Source organism: Streptomyces sp. NPDC017943 (assembly GCF_044328425.1).
GTDB classification, from domain to species: Bacteria; Actinomycetota; Actinomycetes; order Streptomycetales; family Streptomycetaceae; genus Streptomyces; species Streptomyces djakartensis_A.
In genome coordinates this window covers 1-19711 of the sequence record NZ_JBIRHH010000018.1, presented here as the reverse complement: position 1 = coordinate 19711, position 19711 = coordinate 1, and the positions used below count along the sequence as shown (strand labels likewise).

Genomic DNA, 19711 nt, shown 5'->3' with positions numbered 1-19711 from the left:
TTGCCATGTAGGTTTGTATCGTTTCGTGCAGCTCGTTGCTGTCCGGATCGTTCAACCTGGCTTTGACGTACGTCTCTTGCCATGTCGTGTAGCGTTCCTGATTGCCTTTGATCCAATTGGGAACCAGAGGATTCTGCTGAGCCAGACCTTGGGCTACGGCGTTGCTGAGTTCCTCCGACAAGAGTTGCTCCTCGGCGGCGTACGCCTCGCGCCTATAGTTCATGTGATCGCTTTGCCCTGGCCCGTCGGACCTGGCTCTTGGAAGTCGCGTCATCTCCTGGATCCTCCCTCGCAGTCACACGGCAGTGTTCTCACTGTCCGCTATGCCATTACGGCTTTCTTTACGCGGGAGGCGGGCAAATGGTTCGGCAGGCAGATCCGTCCAAAATGCTGTGCGATTGCCGGGGGGTCGTTCAGATGCTGCCTCGCCTCATGGCCTTCGTCGACGCCGCGGGCCTGTGGGATGGCGCCGGTTGATCTTGCTGGCCGCTTGGGGCTATCGGAAGATCAGACGACCGCAAACTCGCGATCGTACTGGCGAAGTCGGATCCTGGCAGATATGCCGGTTCCGGCAGTTTCACGGTCTCCTGGACGGGGTGCGCTGCGGTCGGTGCATGAGCCGCCATCTGGGTCATGACAGTCGGCGCCGGCGAGGTGTGTTGGGCCTGAGCGAATCCCGCGGCGATGTGCGCCGGCGCAGGAGCATTCATGCCCCAGGACGTCCCCTCACGGAACTGCTGGAGCTGGGCTTCTTGCAGTTTTACCTTGTTTCTCTGCTGCTTGCGATGCACCTGATACAGGGCACCGGCACCTGCGCCGATGATGGCAGCCCCTGCGACGATCGCCAGACCAAAGCCGGAGGCCGCGCCCACCGCAACAAGGCCAAGGCCTATTGCTCCCAGCACCCACGGCTTCTTGAAGTGCCGTGTCACCGTGCCCGAACGTTCCTTGGCCCACTTCCAGGCGTCGCGGGCCGCGCTTTTGGCTCTGTCGAAGAGCGATGGTTTCTCCGAAAGCGGTGGCAGCCGGTCATCGCGCTGGGATGCCTCGGCACCCATCGGTCGCGCGGGCGCCTCCTCAGCCGTCCCTCGCAGAGGCTGCTCAATGTGTGCCTCGCTGTGATCCCCTTGCGGCATTTCCCTCTCACTTTCGCTGGTCGGTACAAAGAGTTAGTGATGCGGCTGACGGACCCGGGCCCCTCTTGCTCGATCTGCTTGATCGAACTCGGTACGCTTACTTTTTCGGCGCAGACGTTTCAACTTCGACGCATAGTCGCATGATGGGTTCCCTGCGACGCACGGAGTCTAGAGGTGGATTCACCCGGTGTCGCGCCCGAGTGATAGTCCGGGCCTTCGATATCCGCTTGGGAAACGGGCATGAGGTGCGCTGCAGTGGGAAAGTACGGGGCTGTGGGGGCACGATTTACATTAGAATTTGAGGCAACCGCATACGCAGCCTTGTATGCGGCCTTATATGCAGCCTTATATGCAGCGTCATATGCAGCCTTATGTGTAGTATAGGCCTGCTTGCGAACCACCTCCGACGCCGTCCTCGGAGCGCCTTCTAGACTCCGTTCAGCAAGCAGTTCCTGAATGTAGCGATAAGGTTCGCGCTCATAACGGTCCTGGTCTATTGCCGCCGCCTGCACATACGCCAGAGCGTATTTGATCCTCTCATTCTCCATATGATTCACATCAAATGCGGCCAGATACGCCTCCCGGCAACGATGCTCTATTGTAAGCGTGAACACGCCATCGGACACTTTGAACATCATCTCCGGGAAGAAAGCTTTTGGATCTCCGGTAACTCGCCTGGTGAAATTGCGAACCAGTTCGTAGTCCTCTCTTGACATTCGCAGCTCACCGACCGAATCTTTCGACCGCAAAAAGTGGGCGTCTCGGGCCTGACAACCGGCAGGAGTGACCAAGTACGCATACCTGGATTCAAGCTTGCCAGGTTGAGAGGATGCAAGATTGTCGTATCGCTCAACATATCCCGCCCTCTCGAACTCACTCAGATCTTGAGCATTCATCTCACCCCCTTGAAAGGAGGAGTTATACAATAATTTCCAGGATTTTTTTTCATTCACTATCATGGTTATTCCAGGCGCTTTCTTCACATGGGACGTATAAACAAATGGATCGCGTCACCACTGCGGTCAAAGGTCAATGTCGAAAGCGAGCGCGCATCGGGGCAGCCGGCCCGCTGAAAACGTCTGAATCACTTCGCCCATCCCTGTGGCCTTGGCGTACCGGTTGCTCGACGGCGAGAACGCGGGCCGCGCGAGCGATGTCGGAATGTCCTGGTACGTTGCCGCGCGGCGCAACGGGCAGCGGCCTCGGCGATTGCACATCCGCATCAACGATCTCAATAGCCTCGAGGTCGGGAATGAAACTGCGCCCGGTCGATGCACGAGGCCGAGGCTCGGTTGATGCGCTCGGCTGGTGTGCGTCCAGGGGTTCGAGAGCGTTGGTGACAGTGATGAGCGCCAGCCCGGCCACGCTGGCACGTTTTGCGCTCACGTCCAGGTCAGGTCTGTTCAGGGCCACGCCGGTGGCCCAGGACGCAAGGCCCGCAAGTTTGCCGAGAGCGAGACCGAACTGCGGTGCGCTGGCCGGCCGAGTGAGCTGGGCTGCGGCTTCCATCATGAACGAGCTGATGGCTACCGCGCGCAGATGAGCATCGTCTCCCAGCAGAAGTGACGCGGTGATCAGAGAGAAGGGGATCGACGAGGAAATGCTCTTACCGAGTGTCGCGCCCCAGTCCTCTGCGGTGTTCCCGTTTCTCTCCTCGGCGAGCCCGCCCACCGCCTTGGCGAGAGCCGTCGTCGCCGCCCCGGCAGCGGACCAGTCGTGTCGCCCCACGCCCAATGCCGCACCCCAGGTGACGGTTCCCAGGGCCGCGACCGACGCCGTTGCAGCGCGTACCGCCGAAAGAGTGGCCTGGTTCGACCGGGTGACCCCACGATCTGACTGGTTGGCACTCGGTTCCTTCCAGATCTCTTCGGCGGCCTTGAGGATATCGGGAGCGGCGCCCAGTGCTATCCCTACAGCTCTCACGGTGTGGGCGGCCGGGTTGTTCTGGGCAGCCAGGACCGATGATCCCAGAAGGGTGAGATTGGGGACGAAATCTGCAAGAGCCCTCATGGCAGCAGACCGATAGGATTCCTCCCGGGGAGGTGTCATCTGCGTTCTCCTACCGTTTGCATGTCAGTTCGTAGAGTCCGCACAAACGTAAATCAGGCTGCTTAACTTACGCTTGTTCACCCAGCCTGCATGACAGAACAAGTGGTGTGCGGACACGGTTCACACAGCCTTGGCCCGGGCGAGGCCGGGCGGTGTGCGACGAAGCCGGCTTGGGTCAGATGCCGCTCCACCCCAAGCCGGTTCGCCACCCACCAGCCGAGTTCCGACGGCCCGTCCTTCCGTAGGACCGACGGACTCATGTGGCCGTGTGCCTTCCGCTACGGTCCCCCGCAGTGCCCGGTTCACCTCGCATGGACCGTCATGCATCCTTCAGCTGTCCCGACACCGTGTGGATCCAGCCTTGTCTCAGGCTGGATCGAGCGCTCCCGGGAGCCATGCGACCCCTGCGTCAAGAGCGCTGCGGTCCGTAGGTCGGGCGACGAACACCGGCGCGTCGGGCTGGTAGAAGATGTCGATGTCGGCCTCTTCGCCGCCGACGATCAGGGTGTCCCACGCGCCGCTCTCCAGGAGCGTACGCAGAGTCGCGGGCGCGAGCCCGGACAAATGGGCGTGCAGTTCGTCATCCGACGGCATACCCGGCAGTCGGCCGGCGAGGCGATCACGGATCTCTCGCATCCGCGCGACCAGCCGGTCCAGATCTGCGTGGGAAGGACGGTTGCGTGCACCTTCATCGTTCATGCTGCTGGCGATGACATCCTTGATAGCGCGGGCGGTACCACGCTCGTCGGTGGTCACCATGGCATTCCACGCCCGGCTCTTGTGACGGTACTGAAGCATGGACATCGCTGCCTCGTGCCTGATGAAGTCCGCGTCACGAAGGGGTTTGCCCTGCCAGACGCGGCTGAGGGACCGTGACAGAGAAATAGCGGAAGCAAGCCCGCTGTTCAGCCCGCGACCGGGCCAGAAGTGAATCGCGTTGGCCGCATCACCCAGGAGAAATCCGTAAGTTCCGGGGCTGGTCGCTGTGGGCCGGGTCAGCTGCGCGGTGAAGCGAGGACGCTGGACCATGTCCAAGCGGAACGAGGTAATGGCACTCAAATCGGTCTCGTCCACTCCGAAAAGTTTCAGTCCCTCCTGAATGGACTTCCACAACGGAGAACTCCGCAGCAGCGCGGGCAGGAAGAGTGTGCCGTGAGTGGGGCACACGAACTCGTGGTCCTCATTGCGCCCCATCAAGCACGGTCGGGCCGCGATGCACTCCTCGAACACGCGCCGAACGGGATCAATACCGATAACGTTGTTCGCCTCCTCCCGCGTCAGGCGCATGTTGAGGAAGCCCTCACCATGAAGTGAGTTCAGCAGGAAGCGGTTCTGCGCGACGGTCAACAGCACGCTCATGGGATCGGAAAGGCGGGACTTCACCCGCAGGCCCAGTACAACATCCTGAAGATGCTCACCATCGAGGGAGTAGATCGATGCATCGGCCCCGCCGAACCGGTCACCGAAGTGCTCACGGGTGCGCGAGCGCCCTCCCTCACAGATCACCAGCACGTGCTCCCGGTTCAACCGGTTCTCGTCCTGCACCGGATCGTAGCGCTCGGGGATCAGCTGGATTGCCGGCTTGGATCCGGCCAGTTCAAGAAGCTTGTCCTCAATGTAGGCGATCCTGATGTTGCGGGGCGGACGCCCGTCAACCGAGTCCGGCCCTACGGGCCACATCTCGGAGTAGGCCCCCTCGCCGAACAGCGCCTTCTGGGCTTCCGCAGTCAGCGCGAGATACTGGCGGCTCTGGATGGTCACGACTTGCTGGCGTCGCGTATTACCGTGACCTGCTCCCTTCCAGACGACGGAAGCCCCCTGCCTCATCCACCTGCCGTCGTAGACCGTGATGGCCACCTTGCCCTTGAGGGCGTCCTCCAGCAAGAGCGCGAAGGTCAGCCCGACCGGTCCGCCACCACTGATCGTGACCCGGAGTTCGTCCGCGCCAGCGGGCGCCTGCGTAGGAGGTGAGGCGAGCACGGACAGGTCCATGACCGTCTCCATGGCCTCATCCGTGTCGTACACGAACGTCTCATCACCGATGGTGATGGTGTCTCCGGGCGTCAGGACGTGGCGTGAGACGCGTTGGTCGTTGACGTATGTGCCGTTTCGGCTGTTGCGGTCATACAGGACGTAGGAGCCCTTTTCCAGAAGGATCTCCGCATGCAGTCGAGACGCGTTGGGACTTACGATGATCACACCGTTGTCGCTCTTACGCCCGAACGTGAGGGATCCGTCGCTCAGGACCACGCTCTGTCCGGTGAAGGGACCGGTGCGTCCGACGATGACCGACGACACTAAGACACCTCGCGAAAGTCTCGTCCCGCAGCGGGACCGGATAGGGATGCCACTTGCCTCATGCCGCTGGCCAGTGGCGTGACACAACCAGCGCTTGCTCTACGGAGCGGTCCGGGCGCCGGTTCACGAAACCCCGTAAAGATCCAGCCGTCCAATGTGGCGCGCACGTCTCACGGTTCGGTCACGCGACCTCTCCCTGGAGGCCGGCCGCCCTCCGCCGCACGAGTGCCCCGAGTCGTGCCGTCGGACGTCATCGCCCCTTGCGTGAACCACTCCCATGCGATGAGCCGTAGGCCCTGATGGGTCCTGAACGGCCCCTCCCCCGGTTGAGGCATCGGGCGTCCCTTCTACGGGTCGGGACGGCTGGCGTGGCTGCTGCGCCGGCCGAGGCATAGGCCGGTGCAAAGGCCTTCGCCCCGACCGGGGAGGGGCGGAAGCGGCCACTCACCGACCGTCGGCAGATGAGGGAGAACACGGCAATGCATCCCCAGCAGGGAGCGTCGTCAGGCGCGAAGACCGATCGGCTGGTTGCCGGCCGCTACAGGTTGCTGTCCGTGCTCGGCAACGGCGGGATGGGCACCGTGTGGCGAGCCCGCGACGAGACGCTGCATCGCGACGTCGCAGTCAAGGAAGTGCTCGTTCCCATGGGGCTGTCAGAGGACCGGCTGGCCAAGATGTACTCCCGTCTGGAACGGGAAGCCTGGGCTGCGGCACGCGTCAATGCCCGAGGAGTGGTAACGGTCCATGATGTTGTCACTTACGAGGGCCGGCCCTGCATCGTCATGGAGCTCGTTCAGGGCAGGTCCCTTGACGACTTCATCTCCGAGCACGGCCCCGTGGCGCCGCGCGAAGCGGCACGTATTGGAACAGAAATCCTGGCGGCACTGCGCGCGGCGCACGCTGCAGGCGTGCTCCATCGTGACGTGAAACCCGCCAACGTGCTGCTGGGCGACGACGACCGTGTTGTGCTGACCGACTTCGGGATTGCCTTCGTGGAGGGAGACTCGGCACTCACCATGACGGGGGAAGTCGTCGGCTCTCCGGAGTACCTCGCGCCCGAACGAGCTCTGGGGCGTACGCCGGGGCCGGAGTCGGACCTGTATTCCCTTGGGGTTCTGCTCTACGCAGCGGTTCAGGGCAGGTCTCCGTTCCGCAGGACCACACCCCTGTCAACTCTCCGTGCCGTGGTGGATGAGGAATTGCCCCCGCCGCACAGGGCTGGCCCACTGGCTCCCCTTATCGAGGGTCTGATGCGCAAAGACCCCTCCGAGAGAATGTCCGCCGAGCAAGCCGCCCGCGAGCTGAGACTCGCCGCCAGTGACGTGACCGGGCCGTCCGTCGTCCTCGAACCGAGCACAACAGACGAACAGGCAACAATCCAAGCCCAGCCCGTCTCGGCCATCGACGAGGCGGTAACCACCGACGGCATCGCTCTGAACGCGGACGCTCCTCCAACTGATGCGCGTCGAGAAGCCGACACCACAACCGCCGCCCGGTCACTCACCACTCCGGCTCACGGAGCGGAGTCGAGTGCCGAACCGGTCACTCAGGACCCCGCCGAGGCTGCGGTAACGGTCGACACCCCCGTGCCACCGACCACACGAGCTGCATCACAGGAGGCAGACGAAACGCTCGACACGGAGCGACCCGAGTTCCCCGAGGTGCCAAAAGCGCGCTCGGTGACACCCCATGCCGACGCTGCCGCATCGAATGCGGACGCACCGACGGTGGACGGCCCGGCCTCCACTTCCCCAGCCCCGGTCCCGGTCCCGGTCCCGGTCCCGGCGGATGCGCCAGGGCGCCTGCATGCGAGCGGCTCACATCGCCCGGGCCGCAACAGGCGAGGCGTCTACACGTGGGCGGCGGGTGCCCTATTCCTGGCCCTGGTGGCTGGCGGCATCAGCTACGCAACCATCGGTGGCGATGACGAAGAGCCCGCGAGTGCTGCCGCCCCAGCGGGCCAGACGGACGGCGCCGGCTCGGGCACCGAGCGGGGCGCGGCCAATAGCGGCGGGCAGTCCGTATCCGTGGCTGTGCAGGGACGGTCGACGACATACTCTGGAGCGTGCCCGCCCGGGGAAGCGGCACCGTGGTTCACCGCAACATTCACCGTCTCCGCCACACCCGTGCAGTTCTCCTACCGGTGGGTGTCCAGCGAGGGAACCGCGGTCGATTCGCAGTGGCAGACTCTTGCCTTCCGCCAGGGTGATCCGCGCACTCAGCAGGAGACAGTTCGGCTGTCGGCGTATACAGAGGCTGGCGCGCACAATGGGGCTATGGCCGTCGAGATCCGTTCGCCCTTCAACGCCGTCTCCAACTCCGTGCCCTTCTCACTGACCTGCGTCTCCGCCAGCGGTTGAGCCCGGTGGCCTCCCTAAGCGCCTGAGTGCGTCGAGGGCGGGAAGAGGAGTCTGCCCGAGGCCCTCGCGTCAGCCCCATGTGGGAGCAGACGGCGAGGCCCTTGGCCGGTTCGTTCGCGGTGGGCGCCCCCTCGGTCATCTTGCCCTCGGCGGTTCGTCGCACGCGGTTGCCCGGGGCACGGCCGCTGCCGCTGCCGCCTAACGAGCTCGTGCACGGTAGGCGGTGAGGCGTCGAGACACTGATCGTTGATTATGGTCGTGTGGTGGGGAACGCGTCTCGTGCAGCGATCATCAGCGACCGGAGGATCACGGGCCTGTCGGCCGACGTGATCGCTGAGCCCGGCCTGCTGTGGCATGAACGGCACCAGGCCAGGCTTGCATCCAGTCCGCGGAAGCGGGCGCTCGGTGCCGGCGCGAAGCATCGCTGTCTGGTTTTCGTCGACCGGCTCCTGGCCGGCGCGGCTGCCCTATCAGTCCCGGAGTGCGGCTGCGGGCTCTGGCCGAGGTCATCGATCACCTCGGCTCAAGCGGGTAGACCGGGATCGTCGACGGCACCGAGATCCCGGGCCGCCGGCCTGGCGCCGGACGCACGGACCGGCACAGGTTCATCTCCGGCAAGAACAAGCAGCGCCGTCAAGGCCATGGTCGTCACGGAAGTGACGGCCGCGTGTTGTGCTGCAGCCCGACCAGGCCCGGAAGCTGCGCGGACATCACCCACAACCGGCCGGCTGGGGCTGGTCAAGCTCCTGGCCGACGGCTTCGCGGGCACAATCTTCGCCGACGCCGGCTACCAGGGCCTGGGCGCGCAGACCGGCAGCCGGGTGATCACACCGCCGCACCGCAAGTTCAAGAAGAACGCTCCCGACTGGTACGAGGAGATGTACGAGCGGCAACGCACGGCGCACACATCGAGGCGGATCTAGGTCGAACACGGCATCGCCCATGTGACGAACTGGCGGGCCTGGCCCGCCATCTCGGCCGCCGCGAGCACATGAGCCACACCGTCCAGGCCGTCCCCGGCCTGCTGTCCCACCAGCACACCGCAGACCGGGCCCGACACGGCAGACATGAACACGGAGCCATGTCGAAGCCTCCAACGCCTCACCGCCTACCCTCGTAGAGGGTGTTGCAGAAGGCCGTGACCTGGGCATCTCGTCTGCATTGGTGAGGTGTTGAGGGTCGAGCGGGTGTGGGGGGAGACGTTCGCGGGCTTGCGGGTCGATCAGTTCGACCGGTTGCTGAAGCGGTCCGGGAGCGTGGGGGCGAGGGCTGTGGCTTGGGTCGTCCGTGGCGGCTGCGGCTGGCCCGAGCGGGTGCTGCTGGTGGGCGTGTACTACCGCACGAACCTCACCATGCGGCAGCTCGCCCCGTTTCTCGGCGTCTCTGATTGACTCACCACGCTCACGGCCACGCCCACGAGCAGGGGCCGTGCCTCGTCACCCAGACGGAGCCGGGCTCACCCGCACGTACTCTCCGGCTCGGGTCTTCTGGCAAGGCCACCACTCATGGCCAGATAACGCTAGGGAACGTCTTGCCGATCATGTGTCGAGCCAGATGAGTGTGCTGGCCAGGGTGATCGCGGCGCGGTAGCGGCCGGGTTGTTTGTCGTAGCGGGTGGCGATGCCGCGCCACTGCTTGAGGCGGTGGAAGCAGCGTTCGACGACGTTACGACGCCGGTAGACGGCCCTGTCGAAGCCGCAGGGCCGTCTACCGGCGTCGTGCCCGGCCTGCGAGTTGGTCGACGCGCTCGGGGATGGTCGCTTTGATACCTCGTCTGCGCAGGCGCGGAAGGTGCGGGCTGAGTATCCCTTGTCGGCCACGACTCGTCCGGGCCGTCGACGGGGGCGTCCCGGCCCGGACCCGGCGACGCGGATGGCGTCGATGACGGCCTCGGCCTGGGTGCAGTCGTTGCGGGTGCCGGCCGTGACGACAAAGGCCAGCGGCCGTCCCCGTCCGTCGCAGGCGAGGTGGATTTTTGCTGGTGAGCCCGCCGCGGGAGCGTCCGAGTCCTCGTTCTTCGAGCCCTCTTTGGCGGCGGTGTGCTGGTGGGCCCGCACGATCGTGGAGTCCAGTGCGACCAGCCAGTCCACCTCAGCCTGGCCCTGGGCCGCAGCCAGGAGCCGGTCGAAGTCCCTCACGATCAGTCCAACGATCGGATGAATGGAAAGACACTCCCTAGAGGTTGTCCCGTATGGGGTGTCAGTTATCCGGTGAGGGCTAGGTTGTGGAGCCGGGAGATGCCGAGCATGGCCTGGTGAACGCCGTTGCCCTTCAGCCGGCAGTCCCGCAGGATCTTCCAGTTCTTCAATCGCGACAGGGCGTGTTCCACCCGGGCTCGCGCCCGGCGATGGACGGCATTCTCCGCTTCCTGCTGAGGGCTGAGATGTTCCTGACCTCGCCGTTTGCGGTGTGGGATGAGCAGGCCGGTGCCCTGGTAGCCGCCGTCAGCGATGGTCGGTGTGCCGCGGCAGGCCCGGTCGACGCCGGACTCGGTGAACGCCCGGCAGTCGTTGCGGCTGCCGGGCAGCGGGAGGCCAATCGCCACGACCATACGGCTGTTGGCGTCGATGACGACTTGCAAGTTCGTCGAGTACCGGTAGTTCTTGCTGGACGCCGCGACGGTGCGGTCGCGAGTGGGCACGAGTGTGCCGTCGACGATGTAGACGGTGTCCTTGCGCGGCCGGCGGGCCGGCGAGATGGCCAGCAGCGGCGCAAGGTGATCGAGGATGCGGTCCGCCGCAGATTTCGACAACCCGAACAACGGCGCCACCTGCCGCAACGTCAGGTTCGTGCGCCAGTACGTCGCCACCAGCAGCACCCGGTCCTCCAGCGGCAGCCGCCAGGGACGGCCGCGCTGGACGTCACCACCGCGACGCCGTACCAACGCGACCAACCTGGCGAACTGCGACTCGGTCAGCCCGGAAAACGGCTCGATCCACTTCGGATCATCCGCTGAGATCACCCCACCCATGCCCAACCAACGCACCAACCGCCACACCAGTTACGGGACAACCCCTAGGCAATGAGCCTTTTCAGCGACCACCCCGGAGGGTGAAGGACCCAGCTGGGGTGACTGGCCTCTGAGCTGCATAGAGGGCCGACGCTGGCGGACGGGCCGTCACCCGATCGGTGGCCACTGTGAAAAGGCTCAATCGCAGAGTTTCGGTTCAAATAGGCGCTGTTACCGACTCATAATGTCTCTCCCACCCGGGCCGTAGAAGGCACGCGGCCGTGCAGTCGCGGACGCAGAAGCCTCAGCACCACCGGAGGCCGTACTTACCGAGCCAGGGACTAGTGAGGAGGCCACCGCAGCACGTCTTGGACAGGACGACGATGCGTCCTGCCCCCGCGGCGACGGCGTTGCGGGAGAAAACGGTGTCACTTGCAGCGCATTCGCTTCTTCACTACTGAAGGACACCTCCGACGATCCAGACGGAGAGGCTGCCCGCCCAGGCAACCCATTAGCAGAAGTAGACCCCGCCACAGCTCCAGATCCGGACGCTGAAGCAAGAGCCTGCGCTGCTATCGGAGGCCACGGTGGCGCAGGCGCCCTTACTTCCCGCACCCCGGCGAGCGTGTGCGCTTGAGGCATGGGCGGACCCGATGCAGCCGCGACGCCCGAGGGCCCGGCTGAGGCCGCTGCGTACGGTACTGGTTGTGGCGCACGCCCTCTGCCTCGCCAGTTCGTGCGCGCAGCATCAACCTTCTGACGAGCGATAGCACGTTCACCTGGCGTGAAGAATTCCCACACCTCGCTGTCCTCATGCAGATATCCCGACATTGTGGCTACTGGAATATTGCAGCTTTCACAGAATTCGCGCACCGATTGATGATCACTGGCGATATATTTTCTAACCGTTTCCACCTTAGGCCCCCATCGGTGTGCCAGCTTCTCGGCCTCAATCTTTTGGCTGATTTGATACCTCTCGGTCGGCGTAAGCGGGTTTTCTGTGTACTCGCTATCGATCCAACGCCGAAAGGCTGATTCGGATATTTGAATTTTCGCAAGAAATAGGTGTAGTGGCGCGGTTCCGGAAAAGTATTCGCGCAAGTAGGAAATCTTTTGATGGGGGAGGTACTTACGAGGCATTTCCTGTTTCTCATTCTCTCACAGAGGGCTTTTGATCGACAACTCATGCGGTTCTTGCCCAGAACGTAGCGACGGGCAGTACGGGACCGCTTGGCTAAGGGCTGTCCCGTAATCCCCGGCGGGCGCGCGACGCCGGATACGGCACCTCGCAGCGTTGCCGGAACGTCCGCATACGTCCAGTATGCGGACGCCCCTCCGCCTTGCGATGCACCGCATCCGACGCCGCGCGCTGATCCATTGCGGATTACGGGACAGCCCTTAATCTACAAGTCAAGCGGCTGCCGTTGCTCCAGCCGCCCGGAATTACGTCGAACTCGGCCCAGAAGGGTCGCATTCTTGCAGACGATGGTCCTTGCCCCGCACGCCAGGGTCTTTGCATGAAAGCGATCGGGCCGGGTTCGGTGCAGTGATCCGTGACCTGTCGTCATGTCTTGGTCTGGGCCGGTAACAGAGCAGGCACAGCGCCGGTGATCATGTGGTTGTCGAGACCCATGAGAACCGAGCGAGACCGTGCCTGCCCCGCATCATCTCCCATGCCCTGCGCGCTGGACCAACTGGCCCGCGCCGAAGCAGCCGCGCCCGTCGCCGATGCCGTGCGACTGCACCACTACCTGGCCCTCGTACCCGACCCAAGGGGCCGCCGGGGCCGTTTGTAGCCGCTGGTCCCGCTGCTGTCGGCCGCCGCGGCGAGCGTCCTGGCCGGTGCACGGTCGCTGACCGCGATCGGTGAATGAGCTTCTTCAGAGTGGCCACCGATGGGGTGACATCGAGAGGCGTGGATGGGCCAGCACGACGGAAGTCGTTTCTGCTCACCGCCGCCGTCAACGCCCAAGGGCCACTCACTCGCTGGAGTGACGGCTGAAGAGGCTCACTGGTCGCACTCGTGTACCTGCGCCGCCATGACACCTTCGCCCGGATCGCCGCGGCCTTCGAGATATCCGTTGGCACCGCCCACGCCTATGTCACCGCGGTCACCGGGCTGCTCGCCGAGCAGGCACCGGGCCTGCTGAAGACGCTGCGCGCGCACGACCCGGACTTCGTCCTCCTGGACGGCACGCTCGCCGAGTGCGACCGCGTCGGCGACGGCCGGGCCGACTACTCCTCAAAGCACAAACGGCACGGAGTGAACGTGCAGGTCGTCACGGACCCAGCCGGAGAGATCTTGTGGCTGTCGCCGGCGCTGCCGGGCCGCACCCACGATCTGACAGCCGCCCGCACCCACAAGATTCTCCGGATCTGCGAGCGCCAGGGCGTTCCGATCCTCGCCGACATGGCTTACATCGGTGCAGGCGACTGGGTCACCACCGCCAAGCGCCGACCGCCGGGCGGCGAACTCACCCTTACCGAGCGGACCGAGAACCGCGCCCTGTCAGCGGCCCGGGCACCTGTCGAACGAGGCATGGCACGACTCAAGTCCTGGCAGATCTTCCGCAGATCCCGCGTCAGCCCCAACCGCATGAGCGTCATCACCAAAGCCGTCCTCACCCTGGAAAGCAACGCTGAAAACGCTCATTGTTCTGAACTGGTCAGATGCAGGGTGAGGACGGCGGACGAGTTTGGTGATCCGGGTGGTGGAGCATCGCAGTTTGTGCAGGAGCCGCCAGGACTTGAGGGTGGCGACGGCCTGTTCGACGTGCGATGTGCCGTCTTCGTGGCAGTGCTCGAACTCAGAATGTACCGACTCATAACCCCCGCAAGGTCACGAAGTACCACCGCTGGTCAGTGGCAAGCTCCAGCCACAAGCCAATGAGCAGCAGGAACACCTTCCCCTCGCCCAACGCGGACTGACACACCTCACTGACGTAAAGCCGACGACCACAACGGCCTCGCCAGCATCATCGCGGAGGAACTCACCGAGACGTGGCCGCTCCTGCGCGCCGGCGCCTTCGGAGGACAGCTCCCCCGCGCCGAGAAGGCCCTCTCCGCCCTCACTGAGTGGAGGAGCCGACACGGCAGAAGGTGGTGACCACGGGCGATGCCCCTGGCCAGTGACACTGATCGTCGACAGCCAGTCCGTCAAGGGCGCCGAGACCGTCTCCAAGGCCACCCGCGGCTTCGACGCCGGCAAGAAAATCAACGGACGCAAGAGACACATCGCCGTCGACACCCTCGGGCTCCCAGTAATGATCACGGTGACGCCCGCCGACACCACCGACCGGGACGCCGCCCGCGAACTCCTCTGGCGCCTGCGCCTCATGCAGCCGCAGATCACGCAGGTCTGGGCCGATTCCGCCCATGCCGGCTAACTCCCCACCTGGTCCGACGACTTCCTGCACATGACCCTCAAGACCGTCTCCCGGCCTCGCGGCGCGAAGGGCTTCGTGATTCTGCCCCGCCGCTGGAAGGTCAAGCGGACCCTGGGCTGGATCATGAAGTCACGGCGCAATGTCCGCGACTACGAACGCCTGCCACAGCATTCGGAAGCGCATCTGACCTGGGCACTCATCACGCTGATGACCCGCAGGTCACCCGCAAGGGACCCCACTCGAAGTGGGCGAGGAAGCCCTGAGCACCGTCACCAGCCCGGAGACTACAAGGGCGTCGCGTCGGCCAGAGCGCTCTCAAGGGCCTTCCGGGTGTCTTCGGACAGCTCCTTGCTAGTGCCGCATCAGGCAACGTTCGCCCTGTCGACCACGGCTCGTAGCTGTTGATCGGCGGCGTGACGGTTTCGCCAGATGATGTAGCGGCGGATCATGCTGCTCTGCTCCTTGTGGCTGGCATGGTCGGTGCCGTCCAGAGCGAAGTAGCGCAGGGCGGTGAACTGGGCCTCGATGCGGTTCAGCCACGAGCTGTTCGTGGGCGTGTAGGCGAGCTCGACGTTGTTGGCCTCGGCCCAGTCGCCGACCCGGGTGTCCTTCTTCGTGGTCAGGTGCGGGGAGAAGTTGTCGAGCACGATCGCGATGCGGATCTTGGGCGGGTAGAGGCTGCGCAGGTAGCGGCAGAACTCCAGGAACCTCGTCCGGTTCTTCTTCGGCTTGATGTGGCCGTAGAGCTTGTCCCGGGCCAGGTCGTAGGCGGCGAACAGGTGTCTGACCCCGTGCGGGCGGGTGTAGGTCGCCCGCCGTCGGGGCCGGGGCTCGCGGTCGGGGTCCTTGTGCCGTCCGCCGCGCTCGGTCCATTGCCGGCCGGGGTGGGGCTGGAGGTTGAGCGGGCCGAACTCGTCCAGGCATAAGACGACTTCGGGCTCGCCGTCCTCGGGTATGACCTCGCCGTCGGCGATTGCGTAGAGGTGCTCGACGCGGGCCTTCTTGGCGGCATAGTCAGGGTCGCGGGAGGTCTTCCAGGTCTTTATGCGTTGAAAGGACACGCCCTCCTCGCGGAGCAGAATCCGAAGGCCCTCGTGGCTGATGTCGTCGACCACCCCCTCGGCGACCAGGAAGTCGGCCAGCTTGGCCAGGTTCGAGGTCGAGAACGGCAGACCGTGCTCGGCCGGCCTGGACTTGGCGATCTTCTTGATCTCGCGCCGCTCGGGCAGGGTGAATGTCCTGGGCCGGCCGCCTTTGTACTTCGGGTAGAGGGAGTCGAAGCCGTCGGCGTTGAAGTTGTGGATCACATCCCGGACCCGGTCCGCGCTGGTGAACGTCACCTCGGCGATCTTCGCTACGGACATGCCCTGCGCGGACAGCAGCACCATCTGCGCCCGCCGCCAGGTCACCACCGATCCGCTGCCCCGGCGGATGATCCGCAGCAGACGCCGCCCCTCGTCGTCATCGATCTCACGGACACGTACTCGCTCAGCCACCAGCACAGCTTCCCTGCCGCGCACTGCCGACGATGGTCATTCCGCCGGCGTGCCGATCCGCAGCCGGTTGCCGTCAGGATCGCGCAGCTCAATCTCACGCGCCCACGGAGCATCCTTCACCTGCACTCCGAACTCGGAGGCGATGACGTCGACATCACGAACGCGGAGGTAGACCAACGTGTCGGGACGGGCATCGCCCTTGTGCTCCGACAAGAACAACCGCACCCCGCCCCGGGCGACCTCGACGAACGCGGGAAGTCCCGGTTCGAAGCGGTGTTCCCACTGCTTGGCGAAGCCCAGCCGCTCGTACCAGGCGACCGCCGCCGCAGCGTCCTCGACGCGAAGAATGGGAATGACTTCTTCGTCCATGGCGTCATCGTCGCAGACCGCCCATGGCGAACGTTGCCTGATGCGGCACTAGCGGGAGGGTTGGCCCAGGACGGTCAGGCCGGGCCGCCGACTGCATTGGGTAGCAACTCGGCAGCGGCCTCCCACGCCTTGAGGAGCACGGCCTGCACCTCGTCGAGGCCCAACTGCGTGTTGTGTCCGGGCCCGAGGGTTGCTGCCCATACTGCCGGCAGGCTGCGGAATCACAGCACAGCCGCCGGCAGGGTGTCAGCGACGTGGGTGGGAGAGATGCGCGGCATGTCCGGCCATCCCGTGTGCGACGACACCGTCGCTGTCCTGACGGTGCGGGTAGGGCATGGAGGGGAAAGGCTGGGTGCCGGGGACCTGCGTTGCCGCAACCTCCGCCATGCCCGTCGTCGCCTGGTACCCGTAAGGGTTCACCACCCCGCTTTGATCGAACCGAGCCCCGCCCTCAACAAGTAGCAAGGGCTGCCCGGTCCAACCAGCAGCGGCATACGACGCCCTAGCCGAAACGTTCAGGGCAGTAAGTTCACTAGCTCTCACATTGTCACCCGTAGCTACGACCGGCGGCCCGCCTGACACACCAACCACACCACCCCAGCAGCTTGGACCCGGGGTAATCTTCTTCCCCTTCTCCGACACCACATAGCCCTTTCTGGCGAGCACTGCCCCTTCAGCAGCCGACAAATAGCTTTCATTAGTTCGGCTCAGGACGCTCTGTATGCGAAGCCCAATTGGCACGAAATTCTTGGCGGCGTACAGTATGATCTTCGTTTTAGGTCCCGGCAGGCCATACCCCCTCGTGTCTTCCTCGAGAACATAGCCGAGATCCTCCCATCCCTCCAGCCTGAAGAAAACATGCAGGGCAGCTGCGTTCAGATCCGCCTGCTGCGCCCGCCAGCCCTTTGCGGAAGGGCCTCCGTTTTCATCCATCGGTACGCCGCATGTCTCTAGAGCCCATCGTTCTACATCACTGATCGACCTCGGGCTTGCTTTGTAGTAGCTGAATCTTCGCCCGATAGTTACATTACCGAACCCCTTCACACCAACAGTTGTAAGACTTTCCGGTTCCCGATGTGCGGTGAGTCTTCCTCTTACGATTTTACCCAGATGTTTATAGTGTTCGGGATAGTACGTGATCAGCAAGGCTCTGGCGTAGGCCTCCTCCTTGGCGAGAAATGCGATCCTGCCCCCATCCTCGGTGACCGGGATGCCGTGCTTTTTCAGCACCCATCGTTCCGCATCCGACATAATTGCTGTTGGGTCCGTCCTGAGGTAAGAGATCCGTTGCCCTATCGCTATATCACCATGCCCATTCAACCTTACAATCATTTCATATTCCGGCAAGTAGGTTGCTTCGTTGATCTTTCCATTCGCGATTACACCCAGGTGCCGGTAGTTTTCAGGTTCGTAGACCACTCGTAGGGCCAATGCATAACCGTTCTCGGCCACAGGAAGCTCGTTGGTATGTGCGGATGGGTGAGAGTCGCCGTTGGATGGGTCGGCGGGAAGGGGCGTCGCATAAGGTGTGGAGATTCCCCAGGCTCCTGTGGGCGGGTATTCTTGCCCCTGTTGCCCGTCAGGCCGTGGATGATTGCCGAAAACTTCCAGATAAGGCTCAAACGGTTGCGATGATGTACCTTGCGCAAGCGGCATAAATACAGTTTCCCTTCGCCAGGGGCACACGTCCCGGACCACCCGGACCGGTAGATTTATAATACTTTGCCGCCCTCCTGCTGGCGACCTTGTGCCACTCCGGGCGGCCGACACCCCCAGCCCTGGGCGCGGCGCCCGCCTTCGCGGAAGTAGACCTCGCCGAGCGCGTGGCCCCCGATGCCGCGCGGTCGCACTCGCTGGCGCCTGCGTCCTGGGCAGCGTCCCGGCCGGCCGCGTACTGCGGCGGTAGGGCGATGTTAATGTGCCGCAAACGGGCGTGATAGGTGGTGCCGGGCGCGACGGTGACCTCAAACGGGATGTCGGCGTCGATGACGACGCCCGTGCTGGCGGCCGCTTGGTGGCAAGGTTTGGGCGCGCACCCGCGGCTGCCAGCGCTCGCGCACAGCCAGGTTGGAAAAGGTTCAGTCACTAATATTGCCTCAACGCCGCCGTGTTACAAAAGGCGTGCTTACTGGCTGTGGTATGCGGGTTTGCCGTACGGCGGCATTGGGAGTTGTGTATCCTTCGAGTGTCATGGATGCCACACCTGCCACGCACTGTTCTGCTTGCATCGATGCTTCGGAATTTCTTGACATTGCGCTTGCAGAGGTTTCAGTCGGCGCGTGCGTCGGCTCCGAGGGCGCGTATGCAGGCGGTGCTTCAGAATCAGAATCAGAATCAGAATCAGCGTAGAAGTCACGGTGCCCCATTCTCAAATTATCAGCCCAATTCCGATCTTCACAAGTCACTGAACGATTGAACTCAGCATCTACTAGATGTGTCGATTGCCGCTGCCCTTCCGGTATCCGACTCTTTGCTCGCAGCCACTGGGTGTGAGGCGGTTCAGGCGAAGTGGGAGCAATTCTTTCATACTGCTCGCGGGTTAGATTCGACTGAAATAGACCCTTCTGATAGATAAGGGCATTTTGGTTTGTTCCTGTCCGACGAATCAGGTTTCCATATTTTTCAGCCTTTTCACACAGGTCGAGTAGAAAAATCTGCTCTTTAACCTTAGTATCAAATTTCGCAATACCGGCATCGAGCCTAAACTCCGCCAAACTGAAAACGCAGGCGTGCAGTTTGGCCCGCCTGTAAATATACCCATCAGGCAAATAACTATACCCTATAACTTCACAAACATTCCACAACCCGTGCAGCATGGAATCATCACCCCGGACACTTTCAGGCGGGGGCTCCTCAGCGAAACGGTAACTTGACTGCTCTTCCCATCCAATAAGTTCTATTTCCTCCCGCGACATGGTCCGCGCCTGGGCCTCTTGCCGTATTTCGGAAAAAACCTGGTCCATATTACGATCGAAATCGTGCAAATCTGACACCGTGCGCGAGTCGGATGGAATGGGCATTTTGCCTCCGAGGTATGAGTGATACCGTTAGGTCATTCTAGTTATATCAGATTGCAATTTATCGCGTCTTGTCTCGCCCTTTCGTTTGGATATGGCGCCTGTTGAGATCGTCGAATTGGTCGGCATGATACCTACGCGAGAGGTCTGCCGACTTATCCTGCAAACTGACATTACACATAGAGAGAGTCACCCAGACCAAAATTACCGGCTGCGGTATATGGCCAACGTCTCCGGGAGCGAGCAAGCCCTGTGACGCGCGATGATGGAAGGTCCAAGCCGCCCTTTGCGGGGGCACGAAGTGGCCCACATAGCCACCGTCGGCAATCACCGTCGTGCGGCCGACGGCGGCTGTCGCTCCGGGCAGCTCACACGTTTTGCAGTCGTTGCGGTTGCCCGGCAGCGGCCGGCCGAGACGACCAGTCTGGTGTCAGCGTCGATGACCACCAGGTGATTGGTCGAGTACCGATAGTTCTAACTGATCATTTCAGAATGAGGTCCGCAGTCGTCTCAAGCAGATGATGCTGGAGGCGAGTTGGAGTAGGCCGAGGTGGGGGTCGGCGCGTATCTCGTAGCGGATCCGGAGTCGTTTGAGCTGGTGGAGCCAGGCGAAGGTCCGCTCGACGACCCAACGGGTCTTGCCCAGGCCG

14 protein-coding genes and 5 pseudogenes are annotated in these 19711 nt (G+C 63.4%); 5 read left to right on the top strand and 14 right to left on the bottom strand.

What is annotated here, in order from left to right; translation table 11 throughout:
• Nucleotides 1-413 precede the first annotated feature (413 nt).
• The 4 genes from ACH4C6_RS33915 to ACH4C6_RS33900 form a co-directional block, all read right to left on the bottom strand.
• Nucleotides 414-1058, bottom strand: a complete 645-nt coding sequence (locus tag ACH4C6_RS33915) for a hypothetical protein (RefSeq protein WP_398112520.1) — start codon at nt 1056-1058, stop codon at nt 414-416.
• A gap of 197 nt (nt 1059-1255) precedes the next feature.
• The gene (locus ACH4C6_RS33910; protein ID WP_398112519.1) at nt 1256-2119 is read right to left on the bottom strand and encodes a hypothetical protein; all 864 of its coding nucleotides are present in this window, start codon (nt 2117-2119) and stop codon (nt 1256-1258) included.
• 46 nt (nt 2120-2165) lie between these two features.
• Nucleotides 2166-3185 carry a hypothetical protein gene (locus ACH4C6_RS33905; RefSeq protein ID WP_398112518.1) on the bottom strand — a complete coding sequence of 340 codons (1020 nt, stop codon included), beginning with the start codon at nt 3183-3185 and terminating at the stop codon, nt 2166-2168.
• Nucleotides 3186-3551: 366 nt separating this feature from the next.
• Nucleotides 3552-5483: an FHA domain-containing protein gene (locus ACH4C6_RS33900; protein ID WP_398112517.1), complete on the bottom strand. Its 1932-nt coding sequence runs from the start codon at nt 5481-5483 to the stop codon at nt 3552-3554.
• A gap of 479 nt (nt 5484-5962) precedes the next feature.
• On the opposite strand from ACH4C6_RS33900, the gene ACH4C6_RS33895 reads away from it, so the two are divergent.
• Entirely contained in the window at nt 5963-7843 is a 1881-nt protein-coding gene (locus ACH4C6_RS33895; protein WP_398112525.1) for a protein kinase, read from the top strand.
• 641 nt (nt 7844-8484) lie between these two features.
• Complete coding sequence (locus ACH4C6_RS33890) at nt 8485-8766, top strand: hypothetical protein (protein ID WP_398112516.1); 282 nt, start codon at nt 8485-8487, stop codon at nt 8764-8766.
• Here the strand turns inward: ACH4C6_RS33890 and ACH4C6_RS33885 are convergent.
• Nucleotides 8763-8912 (bottom strand): hypothetical protein, encoded by a 150-nt coding sequence (locus tag ACH4C6_RS33885; RefSeq protein ID WP_398112515.1) that lies wholly within the window; start codon nt 8910-8912, stop codon nt 8763-8765. The two genes, ACH4C6_RS33890 and ACH4C6_RS33885, sit on opposite strands and share 4 nt — an antisense overlap.
• A 91-nt stretch (nt 8913-9003) precedes the next feature.
• Between ACH4C6_RS33885 and ACH4C6_RS33880 the strand changes: the two are divergent.
• A pseudogene (locus ACH4C6_RS33880) lies at nt 9004-9228 on the top strand (IS5/IS1182 family transposase); the annotation flags it as partial.
• A 153-nt stretch (nt 9229-9381) separates the two neighbouring features.
• Here ACH4C6_RS33880 and ACH4C6_RS33875 read toward each other — a convergent pair.
• Nucleotides 9382-9981, bottom strand: a complete 600-nt coding sequence (locus ACH4C6_RS33875) for an IS5 family transposase (RefSeq protein WP_398112514.1) — start codon at nt 9979-9981, stop codon at nt 9382-9384.
• 65 nt (nt 9982-10046) lie between these two features.
• Nucleotides 10047-10814 (bottom strand): transposase, encoded by a 768-nt coding sequence (locus ACH4C6_RS33870; protein ID WP_398112513.1) that lies wholly within the window; start codon nt 10812-10814, stop codon nt 10047-10049.
• 1987 nt (nt 10815-12801) lie between these two features.
• On the opposite strand from ACH4C6_RS33870, the pseudogene ACH4C6_RS33865 reads away from it, so the two are divergent.
• Nucleotides 12802-13425: pseudogene (locus ACH4C6_RS33865) on the top strand (transposase family protein); the annotation flags it as partial.
• Between the two features lie 17 nt (nt 13426-13442).
• Here ACH4C6_RS33865 and ACH4C6_RS33860 read toward each other — a convergent pair.
• Nucleotides 13443-13566: pseudogene (locus tag ACH4C6_RS33860) on the bottom strand (IS5/IS1182 family transposase); the annotation flags it as partial.
• Nucleotides 13567-13897: 331 nt separating this feature from the next.
• Here ACH4C6_RS33860 and ACH4C6_RS33855 point away from each other — a divergent pair.
• Nucleotides 13898-14439, top strand: a pseudogene (locus tag ACH4C6_RS33855) (transposase); the annotation flags it as partial.
• A gap of 102 nt (nt 14440-14541) precedes the next feature.
• Here the strand turns inward: ACH4C6_RS33855 and ACH4C6_RS33850 are convergent.
• From ACH4C6_RS33850 to ACH4C6_RS33825, 6 genes and pseudogenes are all read right to left on the bottom strand, one after another.
• Entirely contained in the window at nt 14542-15675 is a 1134-nt protein-coding gene (locus tag ACH4C6_RS33850) for an IS630 family transposase (protein ID WP_398112512.1), read from the bottom strand.
• A gap of 36 nt (nt 15676-15711) precedes the next feature.
• Nucleotides 15712-16044 carry a glyoxalase superfamily protein gene (locus tag ACH4C6_RS33845; RefSeq protein ID WP_398112511.1) on the bottom strand — a complete coding sequence of 111 codons (333 nt, stop codon included), beginning with the start codon at nt 16042-16044 and terminating at the stop codon, nt 15712-15714.
• A gap of 246 nt (nt 16045-16290) precedes the next feature.
• Nucleotides 16291-17700 (bottom strand): hypothetical protein, encoded by a 1410-nt coding sequence (locus ACH4C6_RS33840; RefSeq protein WP_398112510.1) that lies wholly within the window; start codon nt 17698-17700, stop codon nt 16291-16293.
• Between the two features lie 440 nt (nt 17701-18140).
• Nucleotides 18141-19064 (bottom strand): hypothetical protein, encoded by a 924-nt coding sequence (locus ACH4C6_RS33835; protein ID WP_398112509.1) that lies wholly within the window; start codon nt 19062-19064, stop codon nt 18141-18143.
• Nucleotides 19065-19365: 301 nt separating this feature from the next.
• Nucleotides 19366-19535 (bottom strand): annotated as a pseudogene (locus tag ACH4C6_RS33830) (IS5/IS1182 family transposase); the annotation flags it as partial.
• A 13-nt stretch (nt 19536-19548) separates the two neighbouring features.
• Nucleotides 19549-19711: transposase (locus ACH4C6_RS33825; protein WP_398112524.1), on the bottom strand; the 163-nt coding region annotated here is incomplete at its 5' end.